A 25,792-nucleotide genomic window follows, 5' to 3' on the forward strand; every position below is an offset into this window, starting at 1 on the left:
GTACAGGAGAAACGGATGTCCAAGAGCATCAAACTCACCTTCGCTTTCGGTCTGGTTGCTTTCGCAGCCGCATGTGCTCAGCCCGAGCCGGTCTATGTCGAGCCCGAGCCGGTCTCGGTCGAGCCGGTTTACACTGGCAAGTACAAGTAAGCGCATTCGGGGTCGGGCCTTCGGGCCCGCCCCGGCACCCCTTGCACGCATGACCGCGGGCCTGACCGGAAAGGGACGGCCATGCTGAAACACCGCGGTTTCCCCGGACGCCTTCGTGGCACCGATTTCCAGTTCACCATCCGGCGCGCCAATCCCAAGGGCGCATCCCCGATCACCCGGCGCGAACGCTATCGCGACCGCCGTGCCCCCGACCGCCGTGCCGACGAAGGCTTCCTGGCGGCACTGTGGGAACATTTCGGGGCCGAGCCTTTTGAGCGTGGCAACCTGGACGCCGGTCGGCTGTCCTGGCTGTTCGGGCGCGAAGTCGTGGCAGTGGACGATCCTTTTGATCCCGAAAGCTACGAGGCGCTGCTGCGCATCGACGAAGACGCCGCCCGCGCAAGCTTTCCCCAAGTCTTTGAAGAGAATGGGGATCTCTGGTGATGCAAAACGGGGCGACAGGCACCGCGATGCCGCGGATTTTGGGCGAATTCCTGCCAGCGCAGCGCGCGCATGGGCAGGTTTCGGCCCAATCTTCTGCATCCGCGAAAACGGCCTTTGATCGCCCCGGAATCGCGGGCAACGTCGCTTGTGTCGCCGGTCGGCCGTACAACCGGACGGCGGCGGGTCACTACCGTTACCCTTCCCTTAACGGGCGGTCTGATGTCCCCAAGGTCAGACCGTCCGCCCTTTTTTCGCAGCATGCGGAGATCCCCCGAAATCAGCCCCTTCGGCCAAAACCTGCCGAGCATGATTTTGCGATGGAACTTTCCCGCGCGCCGTCTGTTAATCAGTCGACATGCATTGATCGAGGAGTAACGGAACGATGCGCAGAGCAAAAATCATCGCCGTGGCATTTGTCGGTTTCGCGGGCCTTGCGGCTTGCGGCGGCACTGTCGGGGAACAAGCCCTTGTCGGCGGCGCAGCCGGCCTTGGCACCGCAGCAGTCACGGGCGGCAACATCGGCACCGGTGCCATCATCGGTGGCGCAGCGAACGTTGCCTATTGCCAGTCGAACCCCGGCGCCTGCCGGAGCGTCAACTGATCTGACAGATATCACCCGCCGGGTCCGCCCGTCGGGTCACATCGACATGAACCCCGCCGCAGCCGGTCTGCGACGGGGTTTTTGCATGCAAATTCGTTCCGGGACATCCGGAACCAGGGACTGGGCCAAAAGCCGGGGAAGGGACTGATATGTTCGATAAAATCCTGATCGCCAACCGGGGTGAGATCGCCTGCCGCGTCATCAAGACCGCGCGCAAGATGGGCATCCAGACGGTGGCCATCTATTCTGACGCCGACCGCAATGCGCTGCACGTCTCGATGGCGGACGAAGCGATCCACATCGGCCCGCCGCCTGCCAACCAGTCCTATATCGTCATAGACAAGGTGATGGCGGCCATCAAGGAATCCGGCGCGCAGGCCGTGCACCCGGGCTATGGCTTCCTGTCGGAAAACGCGAAATTCGCCGAGGCGCTGGATGCCGCCGGCGTCGCCTTCATCGGCCCGCCCGTCAAGGCGATCGAAGCCATGGGCGACAAGATCACAAGTAAGAAGATCGCGCAGGAAGCAGGCGTGTCGACCGTGCCCGGCTACATGGGCCTGATCGAGGACGCGGACGAAGCCGTGAAGATCTCGAACGATATCGGCTATCCCGTGATGATCAAGGCCAGCGCCGGCGGCGGCGGCAAGGGCATGCGCATCGCCTGGAATGATCAGGAGGCCCGCGAAGGCTTCCAGTCGTCCAAGAACGAGGCCGCGAACAGCTTTGGCGACGACCGGATCTTTATCGAAAAGTTCGTCACCCAGCCGCGCCACATCGAAATTCAGGTTCTGTGCGACGCGCATGGCAACGGCGTCTACTTGGGCGAACGCGAATGTTCGATCCAGCGCCGCAACCAGAAGGTCGTCGAAGAGGCCCCCAGCCCCTTCCTGGATGAAGCCACCCGCAAGGCCATGGGCGACCAGGCCGTGGCCCTGGCCAAGGCCGTGGGCTATGCCTCTGCCGGTACCGTGGAATTCATCGTCGACGGGTCCAAGAACTTCTACTTCCTGGAAATGAACACCCGCCTGCAGGTGGAACACCCGGTGACGGAACTGATCACCGGTGTCGACCTGGTGGAGCAGATGATCCGCGTCGCCAACGGCGAGCCGCTGAGCATCACCCAGGACGACGTGAAACTGACCGGCTGGGCCATCGAAAACCGCCTGTATGCGGAAGATCCCTATCGGAACTTCCTGCCCTCCATCGGGCGTCTGACCCGCTATCGCCCGCCTTCGGAAACCGCCGGCTACACCCCCGGTGTGGCCCCCGGTGACGCGGGCGACGTGGTCGTGCGCAACGACACCGGCGTCTATGAAGGCGGCGAGATCAGCATGTACTACGACCCGATGATCGCCAAGCTCTGCACCTGGGCCCCGACCCGCGAGGCGGCGATCGAGGCGATGCGCGTCGCGCTGGACAGCTTCGAGGTCGAAGGCATCGGTCACAACCTGCCCTTCCTGTCGGCCGTGATGGACCACCCGAAGTTCATCAGCGGTGACATGACCACCGCCTTCATCGCCGAAGAATATCCCGAAGGCTTCGACGGCGTCGAGCTGCCCGAGGACGACCTGCGCCGCATCGCCGCCGCCTGTGCCGCGATGAACCGTGTCGCCGAGATCCGCCGCACCCGCGTCTCGGGCCGGATGGACAACCACGAACGCCACGTCGGCGAAGATTGGGTCGTCACCCTGCAGGGCCGCGATTTCGAGACCACCATCGACGCCGATCCCAAGGGCGCGACGGTCGCCTTCTCGGACGGTACTTCGCTGCGGGTCGAAGGCAACTGGACCCCGGGCGATCAGCTGGCCGAGATGACCGTGGGCGATGCGCCCCTGGTGCTGAAGGTCGGCAAGATCTCGGGCGGGTTCCGCATCCGCAATCGCGGCGCGGACCTGAAGGTGCATGTGCGCAGCCCGCGCCACGCGGAACTGGCACGCCTGATGCCGGAAAAACTGCCGCCCGACACGTCGAAACTGCTGCTCTGCCCGATGCCGGGCCTGGTGGTGAAGATCGACGTGGAAGAAGGCCAGGAGGTCCAGGAGGGCCAGGCGCTGTGCACCATCGAGGCGATGAAGATGGAAAACATCCTTCGCGCCGAGAAGAAGGGCGTTGTCTCCAAGATCAACGCCGGCGCAGGCGACAGCCTGGCCGTCGACGAAGTGATCATGGAATTCGAGTGATCCGATGCATGCCATCCCCCTGATATTGATCCCGTCGCGGGCCATTGGGGTGCATCCCCGCCGCGCGCGTCGGGTCGTCCGGGGGGACCTGGCAGAAAACCTGTCCGAAAAACTGGCCGGGGCCGCAGGGGCCCCGGTTCGGCTCTACCGTCCGATGGCCACGCCGCCGCGCTGGCCCAGGTCACGCAGTTCCTGCTGGCGCAGCGGCGATTTGTCGATGGCGCGGGACAGTTCCCGCACGTCCCAGGGCAACGGCTTGCGCAGCTTGATCTGCCCGTCCTTGCCGACCAGCACCAGCATGAAGCCGCGCGGCCGGAAGGTCTGGCGCAGGGCGCTGTCGGCGGCAGGGTCGGTGTCGGTCAGCACCACCACGTCGCGAAAGGCCAGGGGGGCGGGATCACGCTCCAGCGCCTCCATCTGGCGGCGGAACAGCGGGTCGTTCGGGCTGTCGGCAAAGACCGCGACGACGCGCTTGATCCAGCGCAGCTCCTCGACCGTTTCGGGCGGTTGGGCGGGAAAGATCCCGTCGGTCGCCTGGGCGGCGGGTTCGGGGGGCGTCTCTGTCCCGGCCTGGCCCGCAGGTTGTGAAGCCGGTTGTTCCTTCGTGTCGGCGGCCTGCGCGGGTACGACAGGGGCCGCATCCGCGCCCGTGCCGGCACTTGCCCCTGGGGCGGTCGCAGAGACGGCATCCTGCGCGGCCAGCGGGCCGGACGCCAGAATGACAAGACAAGTCAGAAGTTTACGCATCAAGGGCCAGTCCTCCGTACCTACCGATATAGGGTCGGAAAGCCGCGCCGTCATCCATCGCGTCGGGATTTGTCCCGATCCCCTTCCACTTCCGGTCGCAACCGGAGCTGAAATTCCCGGAACGCCGGGCAGGGCCCCCTGCCACGGCACCCCCGGCCAATAAGAGGATTTTCACCATGGCATCGAAAAAAGACGCCTGGGCGGAGCTGGCCCAGAAGGAAATGAAGGGCAAATCGCCCGACACGCTGAACTGGGACACGCTGGAAGGCATCCGGGTCAAGCCGCTGTACACCGAAGAAGACACCGAGGGGCTGGATCACCTGGGCTCGATGCCCGGCATGGCCCCCTTCACCCGTGGCCCCAAGGCGACGATGTACGCGGGCCGTCCCTGGACCATCCGCCAGTACGCCGGTTTCTCGACCGCCGAGGAATCCAACGCCTTTTATCGCCGCAACCTGGCCGCCGGTCAGCAGGGCGTGTCGGTCGCCTTCGACCTGGCGACGCACCGCGGCTATGACAGCGACCACCCCCGCGTGGTGGGTGACGTCGGCAAGGCCGGTGTGGCCATCGACAGCGTCGAGGACATGAAGATCCTGTTCGACGGCATCCCGCTGGATCAGGTGTCGGTGTCGATGACGATGAACGGCGCGGTGATCCCGATCCTGGCCTCCTTCATCGTGACGGGCGAGGAGCAGGGCCATGACAAGTCGGTCCTGGCGGGCACGATCCAGAACGACATCCTGAAGGAATTCATGGTGCGGAACACCTATATCTATCCGCCCCAGCCCTCGATGAAGATCATTTCCGATATCATCGAATACACCTCGAACGAGATGCCCAAGTTCAACTCGATCTCGATCTCCGGCTATCACATGCAGGAGGCCGGTGCGAACCTGGTACAGGAACTGGCCTATACCCTGGCCGACGGCCGGGAATACGTGAAGGCCGCGATCGAGGCCGGCATGGACGTCGACAAATTCGCGGGGCGTCTGTCGTTCTTCTTTGCCATCGGCATGAACTTCTTCATGGAGATCGCCAAGCTGCGCGCGGCGCGCACCCTGTGGCACCGCGTCATGACGGAATTCGGGGCCAAGAACGAACGGTCCAAGATGCTGCGGACGCACTGCCAGACCTCGGGCGTGTCCTTGCAGGAACAGGACCCCTACAACAACGTCATCCGCACCGCGTATGAAGCCATGTCGGCGGTCCTGGGCGGCACCCAGTCGCTGCACACCAACGCCCTGGACGAGGCGATCGCGCTGCCCACGGACTTCTCGGCCCGGATCGCCCGGAACACCCAGCTGGTGCTTCAGGAAGAAACCGGCGTGACCAAGGTCGTCGATCCGCTGGCGGGCTCCTACTATATCGAAAGCCTCACGGATGAGCTGATCAACAAGGCCTGGGCCCTGATGGAAGAGGTCGAGGAGATGGGCGGCATGACCAAGGCTGTGGCCTCTGGCATGCCCAAGCTGCGGATCGAGGAATCGGCCGCGCGCCGTCAGGCCATGATCGACCGTGGCGAAGAGGTCATCGTCGGCGTCAACAAGTACCGCAAGGACAAGGAAGACCCGATCGACATCCTGGATGTCGACAACGTCGCCGTGCGCGAAAGCCAGATCAAGCGCCTGGAACAGATCCGTGCGACCCGGGACGAGGCCGCCTGCCAGGCCGCGCTTGATGAATTGACCCGCCGCGCCAAGGAAGGCGGCAACCTGTTGGAAGCCGCGGTCGAAGCCGCCCGCGCCCGCGCCTCTGTCGGAGAAATCAGCATGGCAATGGAGAAGGAATTCGGCCGCCACCGCGCCGAGGTGAAGACCCTGGCGGGCGTCTACGGCGCCGCCTATGAAGGCGACGAAGGCTTTGCCGCCATCCAGAAGGACATCGAAGCCTTTGCCGAGGAAGAGGGCCGCCGCCCGCGTCTTCTGGTGGTCAAGATGGGCCAGGACGGCCACGACCGCGGCGCCAAGGTGATTGCCACGGCCTTTGCCGACATCGGGTTCGACGTCGACGTGGGCCCGCTGTTCCAGACGCCGGACGAGGCCGCGCAGGACGCCATCGACAACGACGTGCACGTCGTGGGGATTTCGTCCCAGGCCGCCGGTCACAAGACCCTGGCCCCGCAGCTGATCGAGGCGCTGAAGGGCAAGGACGCGGGCGACATCATCGTGATCTGCGGCGGTGTGATCCCGCAGCAGGACTACGATTTCCTGAAGAAGGCCGGTGTAAAGGCGATCTTCGGGCCGGGGACCAATATCCCCTCGGCCGCGCAGGACATCCTGCGCCTGATCCGCGAGGCGCGCGCGTAAGGGCGCGACGAGCCGCTCGTCCCGCCCTTGCATGCGGGCCTCGCAGGGGCGGGCGGCCGCGTCTGGGATCGAAATTGCCCCAAGGGCGCGGGGCCGCCAACGGGTGCTGCGTGTTGACGCTGCCCCGTTCGGCTGCAATGAAAGGCGTGATCTAACGACCAAGGCCCGGTTCCATGGATGTATCTGCCTCTGCCGACCAGAAAGATGTCGAATGGGGGCCGTTCGAACGGCCCTTGTTCTCTGACCCCTCTGTCCGGCACCTCAGCCGCGTGGGCGTCGTGGATGTCGGGTCGAACTCGGTCCGGCTGGTGGTATTCGACGGCGCGGCGCGCAGCCCGGCCTATTTCTACAACGAAAAGATCATGTGCGCCCTGGGCGCGGGCCTGTCCGAAACCGGACGCCTGAACCCCGAAGGCCGCGCCCGTGCCCTGGCCGCGATCAAGCGCTTTCAGCTTCTTGCCCACGGGATGGAGGCCACGCCCCTGACCGCCGTGGCCACCGCCGCCGTGCGCGATGCCGAGGACGGGCAGGATTTTGTCGACCAGGTGCATCGCGAAACCGGCCTGCGGATCAACGTGATCCCCGGCGCGGAAGAGGCCCGGCTGTCCGCGCAGGGCGTGCTTCTGGGCTGGCCCGGCAGCTACGGCCTTGTCTGCGACATCGGTGGATCCTCGCTGGAACTGGCGGAAATCAAGGGCGGTCAGGTCGGGCGGCGCGTCACATCGGCCCTGGGGCCGCTGAAGCTGCGCGAAATCCCCGGCGGCCGGAAGGGACGGCGCGCCTATATCAAGCAGGTCGTGGCCGAGCTTCTGGACCAGATGGGATCGCAGCGCGACCGGCTGTTCCTTGTCGGCGGCTCCTGGCGGGCCATCGCGCGCATCGACATGGACCGGCAGGCCTATCCGCTGCACGTGCTGCATGAATACCGCATGTCCACCAAGGCGATCCGCGCCACCGCCGACTACATCCGCGAATCCGACCTGAACGAGCTGCGCGGGCGGTGCAGCATCTCGTCGGCGCGGATGGAACTGGTGCCCTTTGCCTCGGAAGTGCTGACCGAAATCGTCAGCGCTTTCCGCCCGCATGACATCGCCGTCTCCAGCTATGGCATCCGCGAGGGCATGCTGTACCAGCAGATGCCCCAGGCCCTACGCGACCGCGATCCCCTGATCGAGGCCTGCCGCTTTGCCGAGGCCAAGGATGCCCGCCTGCCGGGCTTTGGGCGCACCCTGTACAAGTTCATCCACCCGATCTTCCGCGCCGCCAAGCCGGAAAAGCAGCGTATCATCAAGGCCGCCTGTCTGTTGCACGACGTGACCTGGCGCGCGCATCCCGATTACAGGGCCGAGGTCTGTTTCGACAATGCCACCCGCGCCAACCTGGGCGGGCTGAAGCACAAGGAACGGATCTTTCTGGGCCTTGCCCTGCTGCACCGCTACCGCAACAAGCGCGAAGGCACGTCGTTTGAAAACCTCTATGGCTATCTGACCGAGGCCGAGCAGCTGCAGGCCGAGATCCTGGGCAAGGCGATGCGGTTCGGCGCGATGCTCTGGCTCGAGGCGGACGCGATCCCCGGCGAATTCCGCTGGTATCCCAAGAAACGCGTGCTTGAACTGCGCCTGTCCGAAGCCGCCTGGCCCCTGCTGGGAGAGGTGGCGATGTCGCGGCTGAAATCGCTCGCGGGGTCGCTGGATGCGACGCTGGACGTGCGGATGACCCGCTAAAGGTCGATCGCCCCCTCCGGGGCGGTTTCCCTGCCGTCCGGGGTATCGTCCGGGGCATCCGGGAGCTCATCCGGGGTCTTGCGGCGCATGATGATGTCCCCATTGGGAAGCCGTTCCGGCGGATGATAGACCGAGAAATCCTTCACATCCGCGAAGAGCTCGGACAGGGCGGGGCCCATTTCCTGAAGAAAGCTGCGCATGGCGGGCCCGGCCTCGTCCAGGAAGGCCCCGAAGTCGCGCATCGCCGGCTCCATCTCGTCACTGAGGCCGCGGAAGAACAAGTCGATCCCGCGCGACATCAGGGACCGGCTGTCCTCTTCGGTCGTGTCCTGTGGCGCGCTATCCTGCGACAGGGCGGGCAGGGGCGCGAAGGCCAGGGCAGAGATCAGGATCAGGCGTTTCATGACCCAGATATAAGCTTTGATCGTCTGAATGAAAGGCGATGGAAGAACGCGTCCCGGATCAGCCCCCGGATAAGGGCAAGCTCGCCTAGACGTCGATGTCCAGCACCACCGGGAAATGGTCCGAGGCGGTGATCAACGCATCGCGCAGCTCCGCCCGGGCATAGCAGTCGGAATCGTCGAAGGGATGCCAGATCCGCCAGCGTGGATCCTGCGCCATAAGGTCCGGGGAAATCATCGCATAATCCAGAAGCGCCTGAAGATATCGTTTCTCGGGCTGGATATAGAACCGCGCCGAGGTTGGTGAGGCCGCAAGCTTCGAGGTCAGCGCCTGCGCCGCATGGGGATCATAGATCTGCGTGTCCCCGTCGCCCATCACGATCTCGACTGAGGAGCGGCCGAACAGGTTTTCATATTCGTCCAGCCCGGGGCCGTCGTTCAGATCGCCCATGACGATCAGGCTGTCGCCTTCTGCCAGATGCTGGGCGATGCGCTGCCGCAGCCAGATCGCCTGGGCCAGCTGCTTGCGGCGGTTGGCGATGGACAGGCGCATCACCTCGTCCCGGGCGCGGGCGCCATGCGGGGCCTTGGATTTCAGGTGCACGCCGATCAGCCGCAGCCGCGTGCCCCGGTTGGTTTCCACCGCCAGTTCCAGCGGGGGTTTGGAAAACCGCACCTGATCCTCGGTCGCGTCGATATCCAAGTCGATGCGGAATTCGGTGTCGAAGCGCGGCGCATGGGGGGCGTCGGGCAGCCCTTGCGGGCTGTGGCTGACCACCATCCGGTCGGGATCATACAGAAAGGCGATTTCCTGCTGGGTGGTGTTCACATAGCCGGTGACGGCGCGGCGGGCGCGCAGATCGAATGCCTCGGCAAAGCTCTGAAGCGCGCGGACGGAATTGCGGCGGCGGTTGGTGTCCGGGGCCTCGATCACCATGAGGCCGTCGGCATCCAGCGCGGTCAGCACGGTGGCGATCGCCTCGGCCTGCTGGGCGCGGGTCACGTCGCGGCGGGCGGACCAGCCGTCATCCAGAAGCAACCGGCCATCGTCATCGAAAAGCGCGTCGAACCACTCGATATTGTAGCTGACGAAGCGCATAGCCCGCTACAGCACCAGCGCGTCTGTCGGGCGCTTGGCGTTGATCTCGTCCCAGGCGAGGTTGATGTCGATCAGGCGCCTTTCGGCCATGCTCATCGCCTCTTGCGGCAGGCCACGAGCGGCCAGCCGGTCGGGGTGGTTTTCACGCACCAGCCGTTTCCAGGCGGCGCGGACCTCGTCATAGGTCGCCCCCGGATCAACGCCGAGGATCGCGTAGGGATCGGCCATGGCGTCGGGCACATGGCGGGCGCGCAGGTTGCGGAACCGCGCCTCGCCCATGCCGAAGATGCGCGCCACCTCGGCCAGGAATTCATCCTCGGCCGGGTGATAGCCGCCGTCGGCCATGGCGATATGGAACAGCCCGTCCATGATGTCGCAAAGCGTCTCGCTTGCCGGGCCGAACATCTCGGCGATGCGGCCGGCATAGACGTCGAAACCGGCGACGTCCTGGCGCGCCAGGTTGAAGACCCGCGCCGCCTGGGCCTCGTCCTGTTCGGCGATTTGGAACACTTCGCGGAAGGCGGTGACTTCATCGCGGGTGACCTGGCCATCGGCCTTGGCCATCTTCGCGCCAAGCGCGATCACGGCGATGGTAAAGGCGACGGATCTTTCGGGCGGGGCGCGCAGCCGGTCAAAGACCTGCGACAGGCTTTCGCCACGGCGCAGGGCTTCAAGGGCTTCGGATATGCGGCTCCAGACGGACATGGGTTCAGTTTATCGCGGCACTGCGGCAATGTCAGAGGGTTTTCTGCATGAGAACAAGATCAAGCCACCGCCCGAACTTGCGCCCGGCCTGCGGCATCCGACCGACGTGGTCGTAGCCCATGGCCTGATGAAAGGCGATCCCGGCGGCGTTTTCCCCGCTGATGCCGGCCACCATGATATGGGCACCCCTTTCGCGGGCGTGGCTTTCCACCGCCTGCATCAGGGCGCGCCCCAGCCCCTGTCCGCGCGCGGCCACGCCCAGGATGACCGTGTGTTCCATCGCATGGACATAGCCATCCCCGCCACGGAACTGATCGTAGGAGGCAAAGCCCGCCACCACGCCATCGACCAGCGCAACAAAGGTTTCGCGGCCCCGCGCGCGGCGATCTTCGACATAGGCGGTCAGCCCCGCCTCGTCCCGTTGGGCCGAGGCAAAGGTGACCGTCGTGTCCCGGATGATCGGGTTCCACAGGGCAAGCAGCGGGGCGATGTCTTCCGGCAGGGCAGGGCGGATCTGGTTCACGGGGGACCTGTCAAGGCTTGGGGGTTGGCCCGACACTCTGACCCGGATCGCTGCCGGGGAAAAGCGAAAGCGGACGGGGGTGCGCCCCATCCGCTTCACGATCCGGTCAGGGCTTTGAAACCCTTTGCGCCGAGACCCCGATCAGAAGGGGATCAGTCGGTGTCGTGGGTCAGCACCGGCACGTCGCTGGCCCCGGCCGATCCGCGACCGGAAAGCGACGGGTTTTCCATGAAGAACCGGTGGCAGTTGAAGGCGAATTCGCCCTCGGCCAGTTCAGGCCGGGCGAAATGACCATCGGGCTGCATCACCCAGCTTTGCGCCTGGTCGGCAAAGTTCGCCGCCATGATCTGGCTGACGATCTGCGCCTTGACCGTGGGGTTGGTGATCTCGACCAGGGTTTCCACCCGGCGGTTCAGGTTGCGGCCCATCCAGTCGGCGGACGAGATGAACACCCGCCCCTTTTTCGACGGCAGCCCGTGGCCATTGCCGAAACAGACGATCCGGCTGTGTTCCAGGTAGCGCCCGACGATGGACTTCACCCGGATGTTGTCCGACAGGCCTTTCACGCCAGGGCGCAGCCCGCAGATGCCCCGGATCACCAGGTCGATCCTGACGCCCGCCTGGCTGGCACGGTACAGCCCGTCGATGATCTCGGGGTCGATCAGCGAATTCATCTTGGCCCAGATCTGCGCAGGACGTCCGGCGCGGGCATGTTCGGCCTCGGCCTCGAATTGGGCCAGAAGGAAGTCCTTCATCAGGTGGGGCGAGATCTTGAGGTTTTCCAGCGTCTCGGGTTGGGCATAGCCCGAGAGGTAGTTGAAGACCTTCGTCGCGTCCCGCCCAAGCGAGGCATCGCAGGTGAAGAAGCTGAGGTCGGTGTAGATCTTCGCGGTGATCGGGTGATAGTTGCCCGTCCCATAATGGGTATAGGTGACAAGCTTGTCGCCTTCGCGCCGCACCACGGTGGAAATCTTGGCGTGGGTCTTCCAGTCGACGAAGCCATAGACCACATGCGCGCCCGCACGCTCCAGCCGGCGCGACTGGCGGATGTTCGCGGCCTCGTCAAAGCGGGCCTTCAGTTCCACCAGGGCGGTCACCGATTTGCCATCCTCGGCCGCATCGCACAGCGCGGCGACGATCGGGCTGTCCTTGGACGTCCGGTACAGCGTCTGCTTGATCGCCACCACGTCCGGGTCATGGGCGGCCTGCTGCAGGAAACGCACCACCATGTCGAAGGTCTCGTACGGGTGGTGCAGCAGCATGTCCTTCTGGCGAATCGCGGCGAACATGTCGCCGTCGTGGTCCTGCACCCGTTCCGGGACACGCGGCGTGAACGAGGGCCACAGCAGGTCGGGCCGCGCGTCGATCACCAGCTCCTTCAGGTCCGAGATGCCGATCAGGCCCTGAACCTCGACCACCTCGTCGGGGGTGACGTGCAATTCGCGCATGATGACGGTCTTCAGCGCTGCCGGGGCCTCGGCCGAGATCTTCATGCGGATCACTTCGCCACGGCGACGGCGTTTCAGCGCGGTTTCGAATTCGCGCACCAGATCCTCGGCCTCTTCCTCGACCTCAAGGTCGCTGTCGCGCAGCACCCGGAAGGTACAGGACCCCTTGGTGCGATAGCCCGGGAACAGCTGATCGATGTTCAGCAGCAGAAGGTCTTCCAGCGGCAGGAACCGGTGCTGACCCGGCGCGCTTGGCAGCGCCACAAAGCGAGAGATCTGCTGCGGGATCGGCAGCAGCGCCATCAGCGAATTCTTGTCCTTGCGCCGTTCCAGCGTCAGGGCCAGCGAAAAGCCCATGTTCGGAATGAAGGGGAAGGGGTGCGCGGGGTCCACCGCCAGCGGCGACAGCACCGGGAAGACCTGCATCAGGAAGACGTCGCGCAGATAGGCCAGATCGTCGTCCGACAACTCGTCCTGGCGCAGGACGGTCAGGCCCTCTTCGCGCATCTGAAGCTGCAGCTTGTCCAGGATCCCCTGTTGCCGCGCCATCAGGCGGCGCGCGTCCTCGTCGATCAGCACCAGCTGTTCGGCGGGCGTCAGCCCGTCGGCGGCGGCGTGGGTATGGCCTTCGCGGGTCAGTTCGCGCAGGCCCGCGACACGGACGGTGTAGAATTCATCCAGGTTGGTGGCGCTGATCGACAGGAACCGCAGCCGTTCCAGAAGCGGGACCTTGGGGTTCTCGGCCTCTTCCAGCACGCGCCAGTTGAAGCCCAGCCAGCTGAGTTCGCGATTCACGAAGCGGCCGGGACCGTCGATATCGATGGTCTTCAGAACCTGTGCGGGGGGCAGGTCCGATTTCAAGAAGTCTGCGCTGGTCATATGTCGCTTCCGTCTGATTGGACGGTCTTAATGAACTGAAAGTGCAACGGATTTATGACCTATTCGGCGATCTCTTCCAAGACTTGCCGCGCAAGGGGCACATTGATCGCGCGCCGTTCCGCCAATGACGCCCGATCCAGCGCCGAAACCACCCGTCGGGCGGTGTCGAAGGACCGGTCCATGTGGCGCACCAGATAGGCCAGGACCGCCGGGGGCACGTTCAGCTGCCGTTCACCGAATTGCTTGGCCAGCAGCGCGGTCAGCAGCGTGTCGTCGGGCAGGTCCAGAACCGCCGATTGCGCCCCCTGCAGCCGGCTTTTCAGATCCGGCAGGGTCAGCGGCCAGCCGCCCACGGCCAGCGCCCCGGTCAGCAACAGGGGGTGGCCCTGTGCCTTCATCAGGTTGTGCAGGTGGAACAGGGCGTTTTCCGCCGCGGTGCCGCCGATCCGGTCGGCGTCTTCCACGGCCAGAGGACCTTCGGCCAGGGCGGGCACGCTGTCGCTGTCCAGGTCCCGCGCCGCCACGATCCGCGCGCCGCTTTGCGCCGCCCAGATATGCGCCAGATGGGTCTTGCCCGATCCGGGCGGGCCGGTCACCACCAGCTTGTCGCCGGGCCAGCTGCGCCAGCCGTCGATCATCGCCAGCGCCACCGCGTTTGAGGGCGCGATGACGAAATCATCACGACCCAGCCCCGGCAGACGGGGATGTTTCAGGGGAAGCGGATCGATCATCGGTCAGTCTTGCGCCTGGTCCGGCGCATAGCTTTCGTCCAGGACGGATTGCCGTGGCCCATCCGTGTCCAGCCCGCGATACAGCCGGCTGTCCTTGTACTGCGAGATCACGAAGCGCATCAGCACGCCGATGGCCGCAGCGACAGGCACCGCAACCAGCATCCCCACGAAGCCGAACAGCGATCCAAAGACCGACAGGGCGAAGATCAGCCAGACCGGGTGCAGCCCGACGGAATTGCCGACCAGCTTGGGGGTCAGCACGTTGCCCTCGATCACCTGGCCGATGACGAAGATGCCCGCCACCAGCCCGATAGACACCCAGTCGCCCCAGAATTGGAACAGCGCCAGCCCGATCGCCAGCGCGCCGCCCAGCAGGGCGCCGACATAGGGAATGAAGGTGATCAGCCCGGCAAAGGCCCCGACCACCAGCCCGAACTGCAACCCGACCAGCATCAGGGCCACGGCGTAATAGCTGCCCAGGATCAGGCAGACCGTGCCCATGCCCCGGATGAACGAGGCCAGCGTCTGGTCGATCTCGCGCGCCAGCTTGCGGATCACCGGCGCATGGTCGCGCGGCAGCAGGTTGTCGATCTGCGCCACCATCCGGTCCCAGTCGTACAGCAGATAGAAAGCCACCACCGGCACGATGACGAACAGCATCACCACGTTGATCAGTGACCCGACCGAGGTCAGCGCCGTTTCCAGCAGCTGCCCGCCCTTGGACTGGATCGTTTCCGCGACCGAGGTCAGCGACTGCCGCAGGGTCGACCCTTCGTCCAGCAGGTCGGGGAAGCGCGCGGTCAGAAAGGCCTGGAAGTCCTGGAAGACCTTGGGCACCGTGTCGAACAGCTGCACCGCCTGGTTGATCAGCGTCGGCACCACCAGAAGCGCCAGCACCACGAAGATCAGCACGCCGAACAGCGTGATGATTGCCGTCGCCAGCGCCCGGCTTGCGCCCGCGGCCTCCAGCCGGTCGGCGACCGGGTCCAGGAAATAGGCCACGGCCCCGCCCAGCACGAAGGGCAGGATCACGTCGCCCAGCCACCACAGCGCGATCATGAAGACCGCCGCCGCGACGCCCCAGTATTTCATTTGGTCCTTGACCGGCAATGCCATCGCAGCCTCCGTTTCCGCCATAACTGGCGGTTCGACGACAAAATCGCAAGAGCGGTGACGCAAGTGGCCCTGTCATTTTGACTGGACGAAACCTATTCCTTTGGATAGGTGGGCGTGGATCGCTCGCTCCCAACCCTGAGCGATCACTTTTTCCGCCTCGGCCGCGACCGGATTTTCCGGGTCAGGGGCTAAGCCTCGTGAGGCGGGAAATGCCCGGAGGGTCGCTTTGCGGTCATCTCTCCGGGGAATATTGCCGTGATCGCCCGGGGGGCGTTTCCCCACACCCCCGCGATCCTCTGTGCCCCCCCGCATCCCCCGCACCGCCCCAGGTGCGTTTCGGGGGGCACAGATCTTCCCTTCGGCCGCCCTTGGGTCGCGAGACGGCCCCGCGAACTGCGAAATCCGGGGGCAATCCTCTCAATCCTCGTTGTCTGGCTTGTCTGGCGCTTTTTGCGGAATTAAACCGCTGGCAACCAGTAAAGGACACGCCCATGCGCCTCAGCCGCTATTTCCTGCCCGTTCTCAAGGAAACCCCCGCCGACGCCCAGATCGTCAGCCACCGCTACATGCTGCGCGCCGGCATGATCAAACAGGCCAGCGCCGGGATCTACTCCTGGCTGCCCCTTGGCTACAAGGTGCTGAAGAAGATCGAAAACATCGTGCACGAGGAACAGCAGAAGGCCGGCCATATCCCGATGCTGATGCCGACGCTGCAATCGGCCGACCTGTGGCGCGAATCCGGTCGCTATGATGACTACGGCCAGGAGATGCTGCGCATCACCGACCGCCACGACCGCGACATGCTCTATGGTCCGACCAACGAAGAACTGATCACCGACATCTTCCGCAGCTACGTGCGGTCCTACAAGGATCTGCCGCTGACGCTGTACCACATCCAGTGGAAATTCCGCGACGAGATCCGCCCCCGCTTCGGCGTGATGCGCGGCCGGGAATTCCTGATGAAGGACGGCTACAACTTTGACCTGACCAAGGAAGAGGCGCTGCATGCCTACAACCGGCATCTGGTCAGCTACCTGCGCAGCTACGAACGCATGGGCCTTCAGGCGATCCCGATGCGCGCCGACGGCGGTCCGATCGGCGGCGATTATACCCATGAATTCCTGGTGCTGGCCGAGACCGGCGAATCCGAGGTCTTCTATGACAGCGAGATCACCGATCTGACCTTTGGCGACCGCGCCGTCGATTTCGACAATGTCGCGGAATGCCAGGCCGTGCTCGAGGAATTCACCTCGCGCTACGCGCGCACCGACGAAACCCATGACGAGGCGCTATTCAACGAGATCCCCGAGGAACGCCGCCGCACTGCCCGCGGCATCGAGGTCGGCCAGATCTTCTATTTCGGCACCAAGTATTCCGAGGCCATGGGCGCCAACGTCCAGACCGCGGACGGCCAGCAGGTGCCGGTGCACATGGGGTCGCACGGGATCGGCGTATCGCGTCTTCTGGGCGCCATCATCGAGGCCAGCCACGATGACAAGGGCATCATCTGGCCCGAGGGCGTCACCCCCTTCCACGTCGGCATCGTCAACCTGCGTCAGGGCGACGCGGAAACTGACGCCGCCTGCCAGGCGATCTACGACAGCCTCACCGCGCTTGGGCTGGAACCGCTTTATGACGACCGTGACGAACGAGCGGGCGGCAAGTTCGCCACAATGGACCTGATCGGTCTGCCCTGGCGCATCACTGTCGGCCCGCGCGGGCTGAAGAACGGCGTCGTCGAACTGACCTCGCGCCGCACCGGCGAGAGCGAGGAGATGCCCGCCGAGGACGCCGTGAAGCGCATCGTCGCGATCTACGAAAACGTCTGATCCTTTTCCCCGTCGCCGGGAACAGGCGCGGGGGATATTGGCAGCAAATCGAAACCCCGGGTGGGATCACCCGGGGTTTTCTTATTGACAGGGCTGTGCCAAAAAAACTTGTAGGCGATCCACTTCGGATCTTGCCGCTACTTTACTGATTTAACCTTGGACCCGTGATTCATGAAACTCACACTCAAATCTGCAATTGCTGCCACCGCGCTTCTGCTTGCCGCGCCTGTCTCGGCCGCCAGCCTGTCCACCGGTTTTTCCGGTGCCAATGGCTCCTCCGGCAATATGTTCGACATCTCCGTCGGATCAAGCAACCTGACGCTGACCGACCTGCAGGTCCATATCGACCAAGCGATCACAACCACCGTGTCATTCTGGTATCGTGATGGCAGCTATGTGGGCAATGAAAACAGCAGCTCCGGCTGGACGCTTTGGGACAGCGCAGCGCTTGATGGTGCTGGGGTAACCAACCCGACGGGCTGGGATATTGCGGATCTCATGCTGAACGCCAATTCGACCTACGGCATCTACATCCACGACAACAACAGCGCCATCGGCTATGCCAATGCGGTGTCCCAAGGGCTGGTCGCTGCTCAGAACGCGGATCTGACCATCTTTTCCGGCATCGGACGAAGCCTGAACGCAGATCCGTTTGCAGCCGTCACCCATGGCGCGCGCACCTGGGAAGGCACGATGACCTACACCACAACGCCCGCCGTGCCGCTTCCGGCCAGTGGTCTTCTGCTGGTCGCCGGGGCCGGTGCCCTGGCCGGTCTGCGCCGCCGCAAGTAACCCGACCGACCGCGCCCCAGACCCGGGGCGCGGTCTTTTCGCCGTGATCGTCGCCCGCTAGTCTGCCGGAAACCTGTCCGGTCCCGGGGTCGTCATGCGCCTGTTCCCTCTGATTGTCCTTTGTCTGTCGCTGGCTTTGCCGGGTTCTGTTCGCGCGCAACCGGTGGAGGCCCCCGAGGATCCCAAGGTGGCCGACTTCCGCGCCGCCTTTGCCCAGTGGATGCAGGACGCCGGGGCGACGCGCGGGGCGCTGGCGCTGCGCAGGGACGGGCAGGCGGTTGCGGCCTTGGGGCTGGGGATGGACGCCGGGCGGCCGGTTGATCTGGCCTCGCTGTCGAAGGCGATCACCGGGGTCTGCATCGCCCGGCTGGTGGACGAAGGCGCGCTGGATTACGCCGATCATGCCCGCGCGATCCTGAACCTCGCTCATGCCGCGCCGGTCAGTATCGCCGCGCTTCTGGGCCATGGCTCGGGCCTTCGGCGGGATCACACCCAGGGGCCCATGGCGGTCTGGCGGAACGATCCGACGCCGCGCTGGCCGCGCATCGCCCGCACCGCGCTGGCCCGCGACCGGATCAGCGCCGACACCTCGTATTACTACAGCAACGAAAACTACGCCGTCCTCGGCGCGGTGATCGAGGCGGTGACAGGCACCGACTATGAAACCGCCTGCCGCGACCGTGTTCTGACCCCCGCCGGCGTGACGGGGCAGGGCTCTGCCCTGGCCTCGGGCTATCTGCCCTGGGGCGGGTGGGAGATGACGGTGGCCGATTACGCCGCCTTCCTGGATCACAGCTTTGGCCCCGAGGGCTGGCTGACCGAAAGCATCGCCACTCTGCCGCGCACGCGCATCGTGCCGCAGGTCTACTATGGCCTGGGCATGGTGCAGCGCGACCACGCGGGCGGCACCAACCTTTGGCATTTCGGCGCGCTGTGTTTCGAGGGCGGGCCGAACCTGGGCAGCTATGCGGTGCATTGGACCAACGGCTGGACGGTGACCGCCTGGTACGACGCCTGTGTCACGGACGACGACATGGCGCGGCTCGACCGGGCGATGATCGGCGTCGCCTTCGCCCGCTAGGGGCGCGCCCTTGACCTTCGCCTCGGCAGGCCGCACATCTGCACGACCTCTCGTCGGGCCTTACCTGTGCCCTAACTGGACCCCGTATCGACCCCAGATCGGACCCAACCCCGGAGCGCCCATGGCCACGTCCCCCAAACCCTTCGCGCCCTTCGAATGGATGATCGCCTGGCGCTACCTCCGCGCCCGCCGCGCCGAAGGCGGTGTCAGCGTGATGACCTGGATCAGCCTGATCGGGATTTCCCTGGCGGTGGCGGCGCTGATCATCACCCTGGCCGTGCGCGCCGGGTTCCGCACCGAATTCGTCGACACGATCCTGGGGGCCAATGCCCATGTGACCGTCTATACCGCCGGTCAGACCAACGAGGCGGGGCAGCTGGACCGCACCATCCCCGACTATCAGGCGATGGCCGAGCGTCTGGCGCAGGTTCCCGGCGTCACCCGTGCCGCGCCCCTGGTGAAGGGGCAGGTCATGGCCAGTGCCTTCGGGGCCACCACCGGGGTCGAGGTCTTTGGCATCGCAGGTGCAGACCTGGCTACCATCCCGCGCGTGGCCAATGCCGAGACCTCCCAGGGGGATCTAGGCAATTTCGACGCGGGCATCGCCCTTGGCTCGGGCATTGCGCGCAGCCTGAACGTGACCCTGGGCGACAGGGTCAAGCTGATCTCGCCCGACGGGGTGAAGACCGCCTTTGGCACCAGCCCCCGGGTCAAGACCTACGAGGTCACCTATATTTTCACCGCCGGGCGCTATGACATCGACCAGACCCGCGTCTACATGCCCTTCGCCGAGGCGCAGAGCTATTTCAACCGCGAAGGTGTCGCCGATGAGATCGAGGTGATGGTCGAACACCCCGAGACGGTGGACGAGATGGGGCTGGACCTGCTGCGTGCCGCCGGGGACCGCGCGCTGTTGTGGACCTGGCGCGACAGCGCGGGGGCCTTCCTGCGCGCCCTGGATATCGAGGACAACGTGATGTTCATCATCCTGTCGGTGCTGGTGCTGATCGCCTCGATGAACATCGTGTCGGGGCTGATCATGCTGGTGAAGAACAAGGGCCGTGACATCGGCATCCTGCGCACCATGGGCCTGACCGAGGGGTCCGTTCTGCGGGTGTTCTTCCTGTGCGGGGCCTCGACCGGGCTGATCGGCACGGCGATCGGGCTGGTGCTGGGCTGCCTGTTCGCGATCTACATCGACCCGATCTTTGCGCTGGTCGACCGGCTGTCGGGGGGCGGAGTCTGGGATCCGTCGATCCGCAACATCTATGCGCTGCCAGCGCAGCTGAAACTGGGCGACGTGCTGGCGGCGGTGTCACTGTCGCTTGGCCTGTCCTTCATCGTCACGATCTTTCCCGCCCGCCGCGCCGCGCGGATGAACCCGGTAGAGGCCCTGCGCTATGAGTGATCCCGCGACCGAAATTGCCCTGCAACTGACCGGGATCGAGAAGGTCTATAACCGCGACACCCCCGGAGAGATCCGCGTGCTGCGTGGCATCGACCTGACCCTGAGCGCCGGAGAGGCGGTGGCCCTTGTCGCGCCCTCGGGGGCAGGAAAATCCACCCTGCTGCATATCGCCGGCCTGCTGGACCAGCCCGACACCGGCGAGGTGCGGATCGGTGGCGAGGCCGTGCAACACCTGAACGACGCCCGCCGCACCGCGATCCGTCGCGCCGACGTAGGCTTCGTCTATCAGTTCCACCACCTGCTGCCCGAATTCACCGCGCTGGAGAATGTGGTGCTGCCGCAGCTGGCCAATGGCACGGCAAGCTCCTCGGCCCGGGGGCGGGCCTTGTCGCTGCTGGACAGCGTGGGCATCAAGCCGCGCGCCGATCACCGGCCGGCTGCGCTTTCCGGTGGTGAACAGCAGCGCGTGGCCTTCTGCCGGGCGCTGGCGAACCGGCCCCGCGTGCTTCTGGCGGATGAGCCGACCGGCAACCTGGACCCCGATACCTCGGACCGGGTGTTCGGCGCGCTGATGGACCTGGTGCGACAGACCGGGCTGGCCGCACTGGTCGCCACCCACAACATGGAGCTGGCCGCCCGCATGGACCGCGTCCTGCGTTTGGAGAACGGTCAGCTGGTCAGCGGGTAACCGTCCGCTTCGAGGCCGGTGATCGCGGGCGTGGTCAGGGTGGTCCGGGCTGGTGTAGGGGGCGATGTTCGCTTCGGTCGGGATGGCCTTGGGATTGGGGTGCGATAGGTCCGGGCTGAAATCAGGCCGTGAAGGTTTTCGGGCGGGGACGGCTTTGGGGACCAGTTCAGGACGGACGAGGCACGAACGGAAAGGCCCGATGGCCCGCCAAACTGTCCCTGAAACGACGGGCAGGGCCGACCCGCCGCGTTATCCAGTAATTGCGAAATCAGGCGGATCCTGCCGCCCGCTTGCGCCGGTCAGACAGGCCGCCGGCATGGCCTGATGAGACAGATGTGACGAGATGGAGCCTAGCGACAGGCCACTCTTCGTGGGCGCACCGCCAAGGCTGAACATCTACGCCGCTCGCGCAGCCGGATCGCCCAAGGCCGAACCCGGTTAGCCGCCCGCTAAACCGAAACCGCCGGCTCAAACCAGCCCAGTCCAAACCAACCCGGCCACCCAACCCAGTCAGATCACCCGATCAATAGGCCAGCCGGAAATAGGGCACCGAAAAGGGATCCTCCATCCCCGTGCCGCAGAACCCCATCTGCATGTTCGACGTGCCCGAGATCACGCCGCCCGAGATGATCGAGGCCCCCTCGATCCCGCCGGCATTCGCGGCGAATTGCACGTCCTTCCGCGCGATCACCTTGCCGCCGTAGAATTCCATCGCGGCCGGCACATCCATCCCGCCATAGGTGATGATCTGGGCCCCGCCGCCCTCGGCGCAATTGTCATCCTTGCCGATCTGAAGGCCCTCGACTGCGGTGATGCTCTTGATGTCTTCCGACCGGCTGAAGATCACCGAATCCTCCAAAACAACGCCATTGCCGAACTTCACCGCGCAATCCGTCACGATGACGACCTTGCTGACGCGGGTGCCCGGCTCGACCGTCAGGCTGTTGCCCGAGCAGCTGACACGGTGCACGCGCCCCTCGACCAGGGCGCTGCCGTCGATCTTCTTGCCGGTGTAGATCACCGGCACCGCGCTTTCGATATAGCTGGGTAGAAAGCGGCCGCTGGCCCAATAGAGATCCTCGTGCATCTGTTCCAGCTGGTTCAGCACGCGCAGCCGGTAATAGCCGTTGCGCAGCGCGGCCTTCAGGCCTTCGTTGGTGGCAAACCCCGACCGCGGCAGGTCGATTTCCGTGCTGTCCGGCATCGAGACCACGGTCCCCGCCTCGAAGGTGTTGTTCGAATTGACCGAGACATGGTCGTTCGAATGCACGCAGAAGCCCTTTTCATAGCCGTTGTTCGACTGGATATCGACCACGCCCTCGGCCACGAACCCTTCGCGCAGGCAATGCGGATCGAAGGTGACAAAGACCGCCTGCGCGGTCAGATCCCACAGCTTGCGATCCATGATGCGGAAGAGATAGGCGGTGACGGGATTGCCCCGCGCCTCGCTTCTTCCCGGGCGCACCCGCACGGCCTCGAGCGAGCTTTCGTCGACGGTGAAGGTGCGGTTGGCATAGCTCCAATGGCCGAACTGGATGTCGTCGGCACGCAGCACGGTGCCATAGCTGGACTGCGGCATGGAATAGCTGGCGACTTCGATCGCCTTCAGCTTCGAGGCATCCGCCCCGTTGCGTTCCCGGTAATACAGCGCCGCATGTCCCGCCGCATCCGCCGCCACCTGCAGCTGATTGCGCGCCGCCAGCAGATAGGCGAAGTCGACCGCAAAGGCGCTGACCGCAAGAATCCCGGCCAGGAAATACAGCGACAGGACCGTCATGCTGCCCCGGTCTTCCCCCCTGAACCTGGTCAATCTGCGCATCGCTCAATACTCCATGAAGTGCTGCGCCGAGATGTCGATCCGCAGGTTCACCAGCGATTCCATGATGTTCGGCATGAAGAGGTTCGACACCTTGTAGGACACGTCCGAGGTGACGACGCCCTTGTCGATCACCGTGGTCACGCTGGCCTCGGGCGCGATGCCGGCCAGGCGGTCCTTGATGAAGGCCTCGGTCTCGGCCGCGGTCAGCATGTAGCCGGTCGACAGGATGCGGTTGGCGTTCTGCACGATGCGAAACGCCTGGTTCTTCTCGAACAGGATCAGCGAGACGTTGATGATCATCACCAGCACCCAGACGAACACCGGGATCCAGATCAATGTCTCAATGGTGGCCGACCCCTCGTCAGAGGAGCGGAACCTGTGCAGCAGTCTTTTCATTTGGTCACCCAATCCAGGTGGTCCCCGCGTCCCCCCGGAGCGGATTTTTCGAAAATCCCCCCGGTTTTGGGCGGAAACATGGCAATATCTTGATATGTGCGGATCTGACCGGATTTCGGACACTGACGTGGCAAGTGTTTCAAAAAGCCTAAGAATGGACACGAAGCATCAACAAAACGTTTAGGGTCATTCCGGGGCAGGGGGGCTAGATGCCTGAGTGAAATACGCAGGTAACAGAAAGGACCTTGCCCGATGACCGCACAGACCCCCGACACCCTCCAGACCACCTGGGCCCCACGTATGCTCTCGGTGCTCCGGATCGTGTCCGCATTGATCTTCTTCGCCCATGGCACCCAGAAGATTCTCGGGTTTCCCGCATCCGACATGAACCCCGCCGCCTTCTCTCTGCCCTGGATCGCCGGCATGCTCGAGCTGTTCGGCGGCGCGCTGCTGATCGTCGGCTTCCAGACCCGCCCGGTGGCCTTCGTGCTTTCGGGGCTGATGGCGGTGGCCTACTGGATGGCCCATGCCCCCCGCAGCCCCTTCCCGGCGCTGAACGGCGGCGACGCGGCGATCCTTTATTGCTTTGTCTTCCTCTACTTCGTCTTCTCCGGCCCCGGCAGCTGGAGCGTCGACGCCCTGCTGAAGCGCAAATCCTCCGCGGCCTAACCTTCGGGCGGCATCTTGAAACGGAAAAGGCCGGGCATCTGCCCGGCCTTTGTCTTTCTGCGGATCCGACACGGGATCTACAGATCCAGATCCTCGGCAAAGCGCGCGTTCTCCTGGATGTACTGGAACCGCAGCTCGGGCTTCTTGCCCATCAGCCGTTCCACCAGGTCACTGGTCTCGCCCGGCGCATCCTCGTCCACGGTGACGCGGATCAGCTTGCGCGTGGTCTTGTCCATCGTGGTTTCCTTCAGGTCCTTCGCATCCATCTCGCCCAGACCCTTGAAGCGGCTCACCTCGATCTTGCCCTTGCCGCCCAGACCCTTGGCCAGCCATTCGTCGCGCTCGGCCTCATCCTGGACATAGACGCGCTTGGCCCCCTGAGTCAGGCGGAACAGCGGCGGACAGGCCAGGTACAGGTGCCCCTTGTCGATAAGCGGCCGCATCTGGGTGAAGAAGAAGGTCATCAGCAGCGACGCGATATGCGCCCCGTCGACATCCGCATCGGTCATGATGATGATCTTGTCATAGCGCAGATCGTTGATGTCGAACTTGGTGCCCAGGCCGACGCCCATGGCCTGGCAGAGGTCGCTGATCTCCTGGTTGGTGCCGATCTTGTTGCTGGCGGCCCCAAGGACGTTCAGGATCTTGCCCTTCAGCGGCAACAGCGCCTGGGTCTTGCGGTCGCGCCCCATCTTGGCCGATCCACCGGCCGAGTCGCCCTCGACGATGAACAGCTCGGTCCCGTCGCGGTTGGTGGCGGAACAATCGGTCAGCTTGCCGGGCAGACGCAGCTTCTTTGTGGCGGTCTTGCGCTGCGTCTCCTTCTCCTGCCGGCGGCGCTGGCGCTCCTCGGCGCGCAGCACCAGGAAATCCAGGATTGCGCCGGCGGATTTCGTATCCGCCGCCAGCCAGTTGTCGAAATGGTCGCGCACGGCGTTTTCCACCAGACGCTGCGCCTCGACCGTGGCCAGCCGGTCCTTGGTCTGGCCGACGAACTCCGGCTCCCGGATGAAACACGACACCAGCGCGCAGCCCCCGGCCATCAGGTCGTCTCGGGTGATCTGCGCTGCCTTGCGGTTGCTCACCAGCTCTCCATAGGCCTTGATGCCCTTCAGGATCGCCGACCAGAAGCCCGCCACATGGGTGCCGCCCTCGGGCGTGGGCACGGTATTACAATAGGATTGCACGAACCCGTCGCGCACCGGCGTCCAGTTGATCGCCCATTCTACGCGCCCCGGCACGCCGAACCGTTCCTGGAACGACACGCGGCCAGCAAAAGGGGCCTCGGAATAGGTCATCGCCCCGGTCAGCGACTCGCCCAGGTAATCCGCCAGGCCCCCGGGGAAATGGAAGGTCGCTTCCGTCGGGGTCTCGCCGTCGTCGATGGCGGATTTCCAGCGGATCTCCACGCCCGAGAACAGGTAGGCCTTTGACCGGATCGACTTGAACAGCCGCGCGGGCTTGAACTTGTGGCTGCCAAAGATCTCCGGGTCGGGATGGAAGGTCGTGGTGGTGCCGCGCCGGTTCGGGGCGGCCCCGATCTCCTGCAGCGGCCCCTGCGGAATGCCGCGCGAAAACCGCTGCTCCACCAGCTTGCGATCCCGCGCCACCTGCACGACCATCAGGTCCGACAGCGCGTTCACCACCGAGGCCCCGACGCCGTGCAAGCCGCCGCTGGTCTCGTAACTCTTGCCCGAGAACTTGCCGCCCGCGTGCAGCGTGCACAGGATCACCTCAAGCGCCGATTTGCCGGGGAACTTCGGATGCGGATCGAAGGGCATGCCGCGACCGTTGTCGCGAATGGTCATCGAATAATCCTCGTGCAGCTCCACCTCGATCCGGTTGGCATGCCCTGCCACCGCCTCGTCCATCGAGTTGTCGAGGATCTCTGCCACCATATGGTGCAGGGCGCGTTCATCGGTACCACCGATATACATGCCCGGCCGTTTGCGGACCGGCTCCAGCCCTTCAAGGACCTCGATCGAGGAGGCGTCGTAAGTATCGGGTGCGGTCTCGTGCAGAAGATCGTCGGCCATTGCGCTGCTCTTGTTCAGAT

Annotated in this window: 23 protein-coding genes; 12 read left to right on the plus strand and 11 right to left on the minus strand. The window is 64.8% G+C overall.

Annotation, left to right across the window (positions count from 1 at the left end; all coding sequences use genetic code 11):
- Positions 1-15: 15 nt before the first annotated feature.
- From BMX99_RS19960 to BMX99_RS01880, 4 genes are all read left to right on the plus strand, one after another.
- Complete coding sequence (locus BMX99_RS19960; RefSeq protein WP_261315393.1) at positions 16-150, plus strand: hypothetical protein; 135 nt, start codon at positions 16-18, stop codon at positions 148-150.
- An 81-nt stretch (positions 151-231) separates the two neighbouring features.
- Positions 232-594, plus strand: a complete 363-nt coding sequence (locus BMX99_RS01870; protein WP_093446442.1) for a hypothetical protein — start codon at positions 232-234, stop codon at positions 592-594.
- 382 nt (positions 595-976) lie between these two features.
- Positions 977-1,195, plus strand: coding sequence for a hypothetical protein (locus BMX99_RS01875; RefSeq protein WP_093446447.1), 219 nt, complete (start codon positions 977-979; stop codon positions 1,193-1,195).
- 149 nt (positions 1,196-1,344) lie between these two features.
- Positions 1,345-3,375 (plus strand): acetyl-CoA carboxylase biotin carboxylase subunit, encoded by a 2,031-nt coding sequence (locus BMX99_RS01880; RefSeq protein WP_093446453.1) that lies wholly within the window; start codon positions 1,345-1,347, stop codon positions 3,373-3,375.
- 144 nt (positions 3,376-3,519) lie between these two features.
- Here BMX99_RS01880 and BMX99_RS20040 read toward each other — a convergent pair whose 3' ends face one another.
- Positions 3,520-4,122, minus strand: coding sequence for a DUF4174 domain-containing protein (locus BMX99_RS20040; RefSeq protein WP_093446456.1), 603 nt, complete (start codon positions 4,120-4,122; stop codon positions 3,520-3,522).
- 176 nt (positions 4,123-4,298) lie between these two features.
- On the opposite strand from BMX99_RS20040, the gene scpA reads away from it, so the two are divergent.
- Positions 4,299-6,428: a methylmalonyl-CoA mutase gene (scpA, locus tag BMX99_RS01890; protein ID WP_093446459.1), complete on the plus strand. Its 2,130-nt coding sequence runs from the start codon at positions 4,299-4,301 to the stop codon at positions 6,426-6,428.
- Positions 6,429-6,601: 173 nt separating this feature from the next.
- Positions 6,602-8,152: a Ppx/GppA family phosphatase gene (locus BMX99_RS01895; protein WP_093446462.1), complete on the plus strand. Its 1,551-nt coding sequence runs from the start codon at positions 6,602-6,604 to the stop codon at positions 8,150-8,152.
- On the opposite strand, the gene BMX99_RS01900 is transcribed toward BMX99_RS01895, so the two are convergent.
- From BMX99_RS01900 to BMX99_RS01930, 7 genes are all read right to left on the minus strand, one after another.
- Entirely contained in the window at positions 8,149-8,556 is a 408-nt protein-coding gene (locus BMX99_RS01900; protein ID WP_093446465.1) for a hypothetical protein, read from the minus strand. The genes BMX99_RS01895 and BMX99_RS01900 overlap by 4 nt on opposite strands.
- Before the next feature lie 85 nt (positions 8,557-8,641).
- Positions 8,642-9,652, minus strand: coding sequence for an endonuclease/exonuclease/phosphatase family protein (locus tag BMX99_RS01905; protein WP_093446468.1), 1,011 nt, complete (start codon positions 9,650-9,652; stop codon positions 8,642-8,644).
- Positions 9,653-9,658: 6 nt separating this feature from the next.
- A complete protein-coding gene (locus BMX99_RS01910; RefSeq protein ID WP_093446471.1) occupies positions 9,659-10,357 on the minus strand; it encodes a molecular chaperone DjiA in 699 nt (232 codons plus the stop codon).
- Between the two features lie 31 nt (positions 10,358-10,388).
- Positions 10,389-10,880, minus strand: a complete 492-nt coding sequence (locus tag BMX99_RS01915) for a GNAT family N-acetyltransferase (protein WP_244525612.1) — start codon at positions 10,878-10,880, stop codon at positions 10,389-10,391.
- A gap of 152 nt (positions 10,881-11,032) precedes the next feature.
- Positions 11,033-13,207, minus strand: a complete 2,175-nt coding sequence (locus BMX99_RS01920; RefSeq protein ID WP_093446477.1) for an RNA degradosome polyphosphate kinase — start codon at positions 13,205-13,207, stop codon at positions 11,033-11,035.
- 59 nt (positions 13,208-13,266) lie between these two features.
- Positions 13,267-13,938: an HdaA/DnaA family protein gene (locus tag BMX99_RS01925; protein ID WP_093446480.1), complete on the minus strand. Its 672-nt coding sequence runs from the start codon at positions 13,936-13,938 to the stop codon at positions 13,267-13,269.
- A gap of 3 nt (positions 13,939-13,941) precedes the next feature.
- Complete coding sequence (locus tag BMX99_RS01930) at positions 13,942-15,054, minus strand: AI-2E family transporter (RefSeq protein ID WP_093446483.1); 1,113 nt, start codon at positions 15,052-15,054, stop codon at positions 13,942-13,944.
- A gap of 491 nt (positions 15,055-15,545) precedes the next feature.
- Between BMX99_RS01930 and proS the strand changes: the two genes are divergently transcribed.
- The 5 genes from proS (at position 15,546) to BMX99_RS01955 (ending at position 20,852) form a co-directional block, all read left to right on the plus strand.
- Positions 15,546-16,883 carry a proline--tRNA ligase gene (gene proS / locus BMX99_RS01935; RefSeq protein WP_093446486.1) on the plus strand — a complete coding sequence of 446 codons (1,338 nt, stop codon included), beginning with the start codon at positions 15,546-15,548 and terminating at the stop codon, positions 16,881-16,883.
- Between the two features lie 171 nt (positions 16,884-17,054).
- Positions 17,055-17,675 carry a VPLPA-CTERM sorting domain-containing protein gene (locus BMX99_RS01940; protein WP_093446489.1) on the plus strand — a complete coding sequence of 207 codons (621 nt, stop codon included), beginning with the start codon at positions 17,055-17,057 and terminating at the stop codon, positions 17,673-17,675.
- A 94-nt stretch (positions 17,676-17,769) separates the two neighbouring features.
- Positions 17,770-18,756 (plus strand): serine hydrolase domain-containing protein, encoded by a 987-nt coding sequence (locus BMX99_RS01945; RefSeq protein ID WP_093446492.1) that lies wholly within the window; start codon positions 17,770-17,772, stop codon positions 18,754-18,756.
- Positions 18,757-18,877: 121 nt separating this feature from the next.
- Positions 18,878-20,164 carry a lipoprotein-releasing ABC transporter permease subunit gene (locus BMX99_RS01950; protein ID WP_093446495.1) on the plus strand — a complete coding sequence of 429 codons (1,287 nt, stop codon included), beginning with the start codon at positions 18,878-18,880 and terminating at the stop codon, positions 20,162-20,164.
- Positions 20,157-20,852, plus strand: coding sequence for an ABC transporter ATP-binding protein (locus BMX99_RS01955; protein WP_093446498.1), 696 nt, complete (start codon positions 20,157-20,159; stop codon positions 20,850-20,852). Before BMX99_RS01950 ends, BMX99_RS01955 begins: the two co-directional genes overlap by 8 nt.
- A 523-nt stretch (positions 20,853-21,375) precedes the next feature.
- Here the strand turns inward: BMX99_RS01955 and BMX99_RS01960 are convergent.
- Complete coding sequence (locus BMX99_RS01960; RefSeq protein WP_244525611.1) at positions 21,376-22,629, minus strand: pilus assembly protein TadG-related protein; 1,254 nt, start codon at positions 22,627-22,629, stop codon at positions 21,376-21,378.
- A 45-nt stretch (positions 22,630-22,674) separates the two neighbouring features.
- Positions 22,675-23,067 (minus strand): TadE/TadG family type IV pilus assembly protein, encoded by a 393-nt coding sequence (locus tag BMX99_RS01965; RefSeq protein ID WP_093446504.1) that lies wholly within the window; start codon positions 23,065-23,067, stop codon positions 22,675-22,677.
- A 252-nt stretch (positions 23,068-23,319) separates the two neighbouring features.
- On the opposite strand from BMX99_RS01965, the gene BMX99_RS01970 reads away from it, so the two are divergent.
- On the plus strand, positions 23,320-23,736 hold the full coding sequence (locus tag BMX99_RS01970; RefSeq protein ID WP_093446507.1) for a DoxX family protein: 417 nt from the start codon (positions 23,320-23,322) through the stop codon (positions 23,734-23,736).
- Between the two features lie 77 nt (positions 23,737-23,813).
- On the opposite strand, the gene parE is transcribed toward BMX99_RS01970, so the two are convergent.
- Positions 23,814-25,772, minus strand: coding sequence for a DNA topoisomerase IV subunit B (gene parE, locus BMX99_RS01975; RefSeq protein ID WP_093446510.1), 1,959 nt, complete (start codon positions 25,770-25,772; stop codon positions 23,814-23,816).
- Positions 25,773-25,792 lie beyond the last annotated feature (20 nt).

Source organism: Pseudooceanicola nitratireducens (assembly GCF_900109195.1).
Classification (GTDB): Bacteria; Pseudomonadota; Alphaproteobacteria; order Rhodobacterales; family Rhodobacteraceae; genus Pseudooceanicola; species Pseudooceanicola nitratireducens.

Excerpts from the sequence above, each read along its gene's own strand:
- BMX99_RS19960 (WP_261315393.1), top strand. The coding sequence starts at position 16 with ATGTCCAAGAGCATCAAACTCACCTTCGCTTTCGGTCTGGTTGCTTTC.
- BMX99_RS01870 (WP_093446442.1), top strand. The coding sequence starts at position 232 with ATGCTGAAACACCGCGGTTTCCCCGGACGCCTTCGTGGCACCGATTTC.
- BMX99_RS01875 (WP_093446447.1), top strand. The coding sequence starts at position 977 with ATGCGCAGAGCAAAAATCATCGCCGTGGCATTTGTCGGTTTCGCGGGC.
- BMX99_RS01880 (WP_093446453.1), top strand. The coding sequence starts at position 1,345 with ATGTTCGATAAAATCCTGATCGCCAACCGGGGTGAGATCGCCTGCCGC.
- BMX99_RS20040 (WP_093446456.1), bottom strand. The coding sequence starts at position 4,122 with ATGCGTAAACTTCTGACTTGTCTTGTCATTCTGGCGTCCGGCCCGCTG.
- scpA (WP_093446459.1), top strand. The coding sequence starts at position 4,299 with ATGGCATCGAAAAAAGACGCCTGGGCGGAGCTGGCCCAGAAGGAAATG.
- BMX99_RS01895 (WP_093446462.1), top strand. The coding sequence starts at position 6,602 with ATGGATGTATCTGCCTCTGCCGACCAGAAAGATGTCGAATGGGGGCCG.
- BMX99_RS01900 (WP_093446465.1), bottom strand. The coding sequence starts at position 8,556 with ATGAAACGCCTGATCCTGATCTCTGCCCTGGCCTTCGCGCCCCTGCCC.
- BMX99_RS01905 (WP_093446468.1), bottom strand. The coding sequence starts at position 9,652 with ATGCGCTTCGTCAGCTACAATATCGAGTGGTTCGACGCGCTTTTCGAT.
- BMX99_RS01910 (WP_093446471.1), bottom strand. The coding sequence starts at position 10,357 with ATGTCCGTCTGGAGCCGCATATCCGAAGCCCTTGAAGCCCTGCGCCGT.
- BMX99_RS01920 (WP_093446477.1), bottom strand. The coding sequence starts at position 13,207 with ATGACCAGCGCAGACTTCTTGAAATCGGACCTGCCCCCCGCACAGGTT.
- BMX99_RS01925 (WP_093446480.1), bottom strand. The coding sequence starts at position 13,938 with ATGATCGATCCGCTTCCCCTGAAACATCCCCGTCTGCCGGGGCTGGGT.
- BMX99_RS01930 (WP_093446483.1), bottom strand. The coding sequence starts at position 15,054 with ATGGCATTGCCGGTCAAGGACCAAATGAAATACTGGGGCGTCGCGGCG.
- proS (WP_093446486.1), top strand. The coding sequence starts at position 15,546 with ATGCGCCTCAGCCGCTATTTCCTGCCCGTTCTCAAGGAAACCCCCGCC.
- BMX99_RS01940 (WP_093446489.1), top strand. The coding sequence starts at position 17,055 with ATGAAACTCACACTCAAATCTGCAATTGCTGCCACCGCGCTTCTGCTT.
- BMX99_RS01945 (WP_093446492.1), top strand. The coding sequence starts at position 17,770 with ATGCGCCTGTTCCCTCTGATTGTCCTTTGTCTGTCGCTGGCTTTGCCG.
- BMX99_RS01950 (WP_093446495.1), top strand. The coding sequence starts at position 18,878 with ATGGCCACGTCCCCCAAACCCTTCGCGCCCTTCGAATGGATGATCGCC.
- BMX99_RS01955 (WP_093446498.1), top strand. The coding sequence starts at position 20,157 with ATGAGTGATCCCGCGACCGAAATTGCCCTGCAACTGACCGGGATCGAG.
- BMX99_RS01960 (WP_244525611.1), bottom strand. The coding sequence starts at position 22,629 with ATGACGGTCCTGTCGCTGTATTTCCTGGCCGGGATTCTTGCGGTCAGC.
- BMX99_RS01965 (WP_093446504.1), bottom strand. The coding sequence starts at position 23,067 with ATGAAAAGACTGCTGCACAGGTTCCGCTCCTCTGACGAGGGGTCGGCC.
- BMX99_RS01970 (WP_093446507.1), top strand. The coding sequence starts at position 23,320 with ATGACCGCACAGACCCCCGACACCCTCCAGACCACCTGGGCCCCACGT.
- parE (WP_093446510.1), bottom strand. The coding sequence starts at position 25,772 with ATGGCCGACGATCTTCTGCACGAGACCGCACCCGATACTTACGACGCC.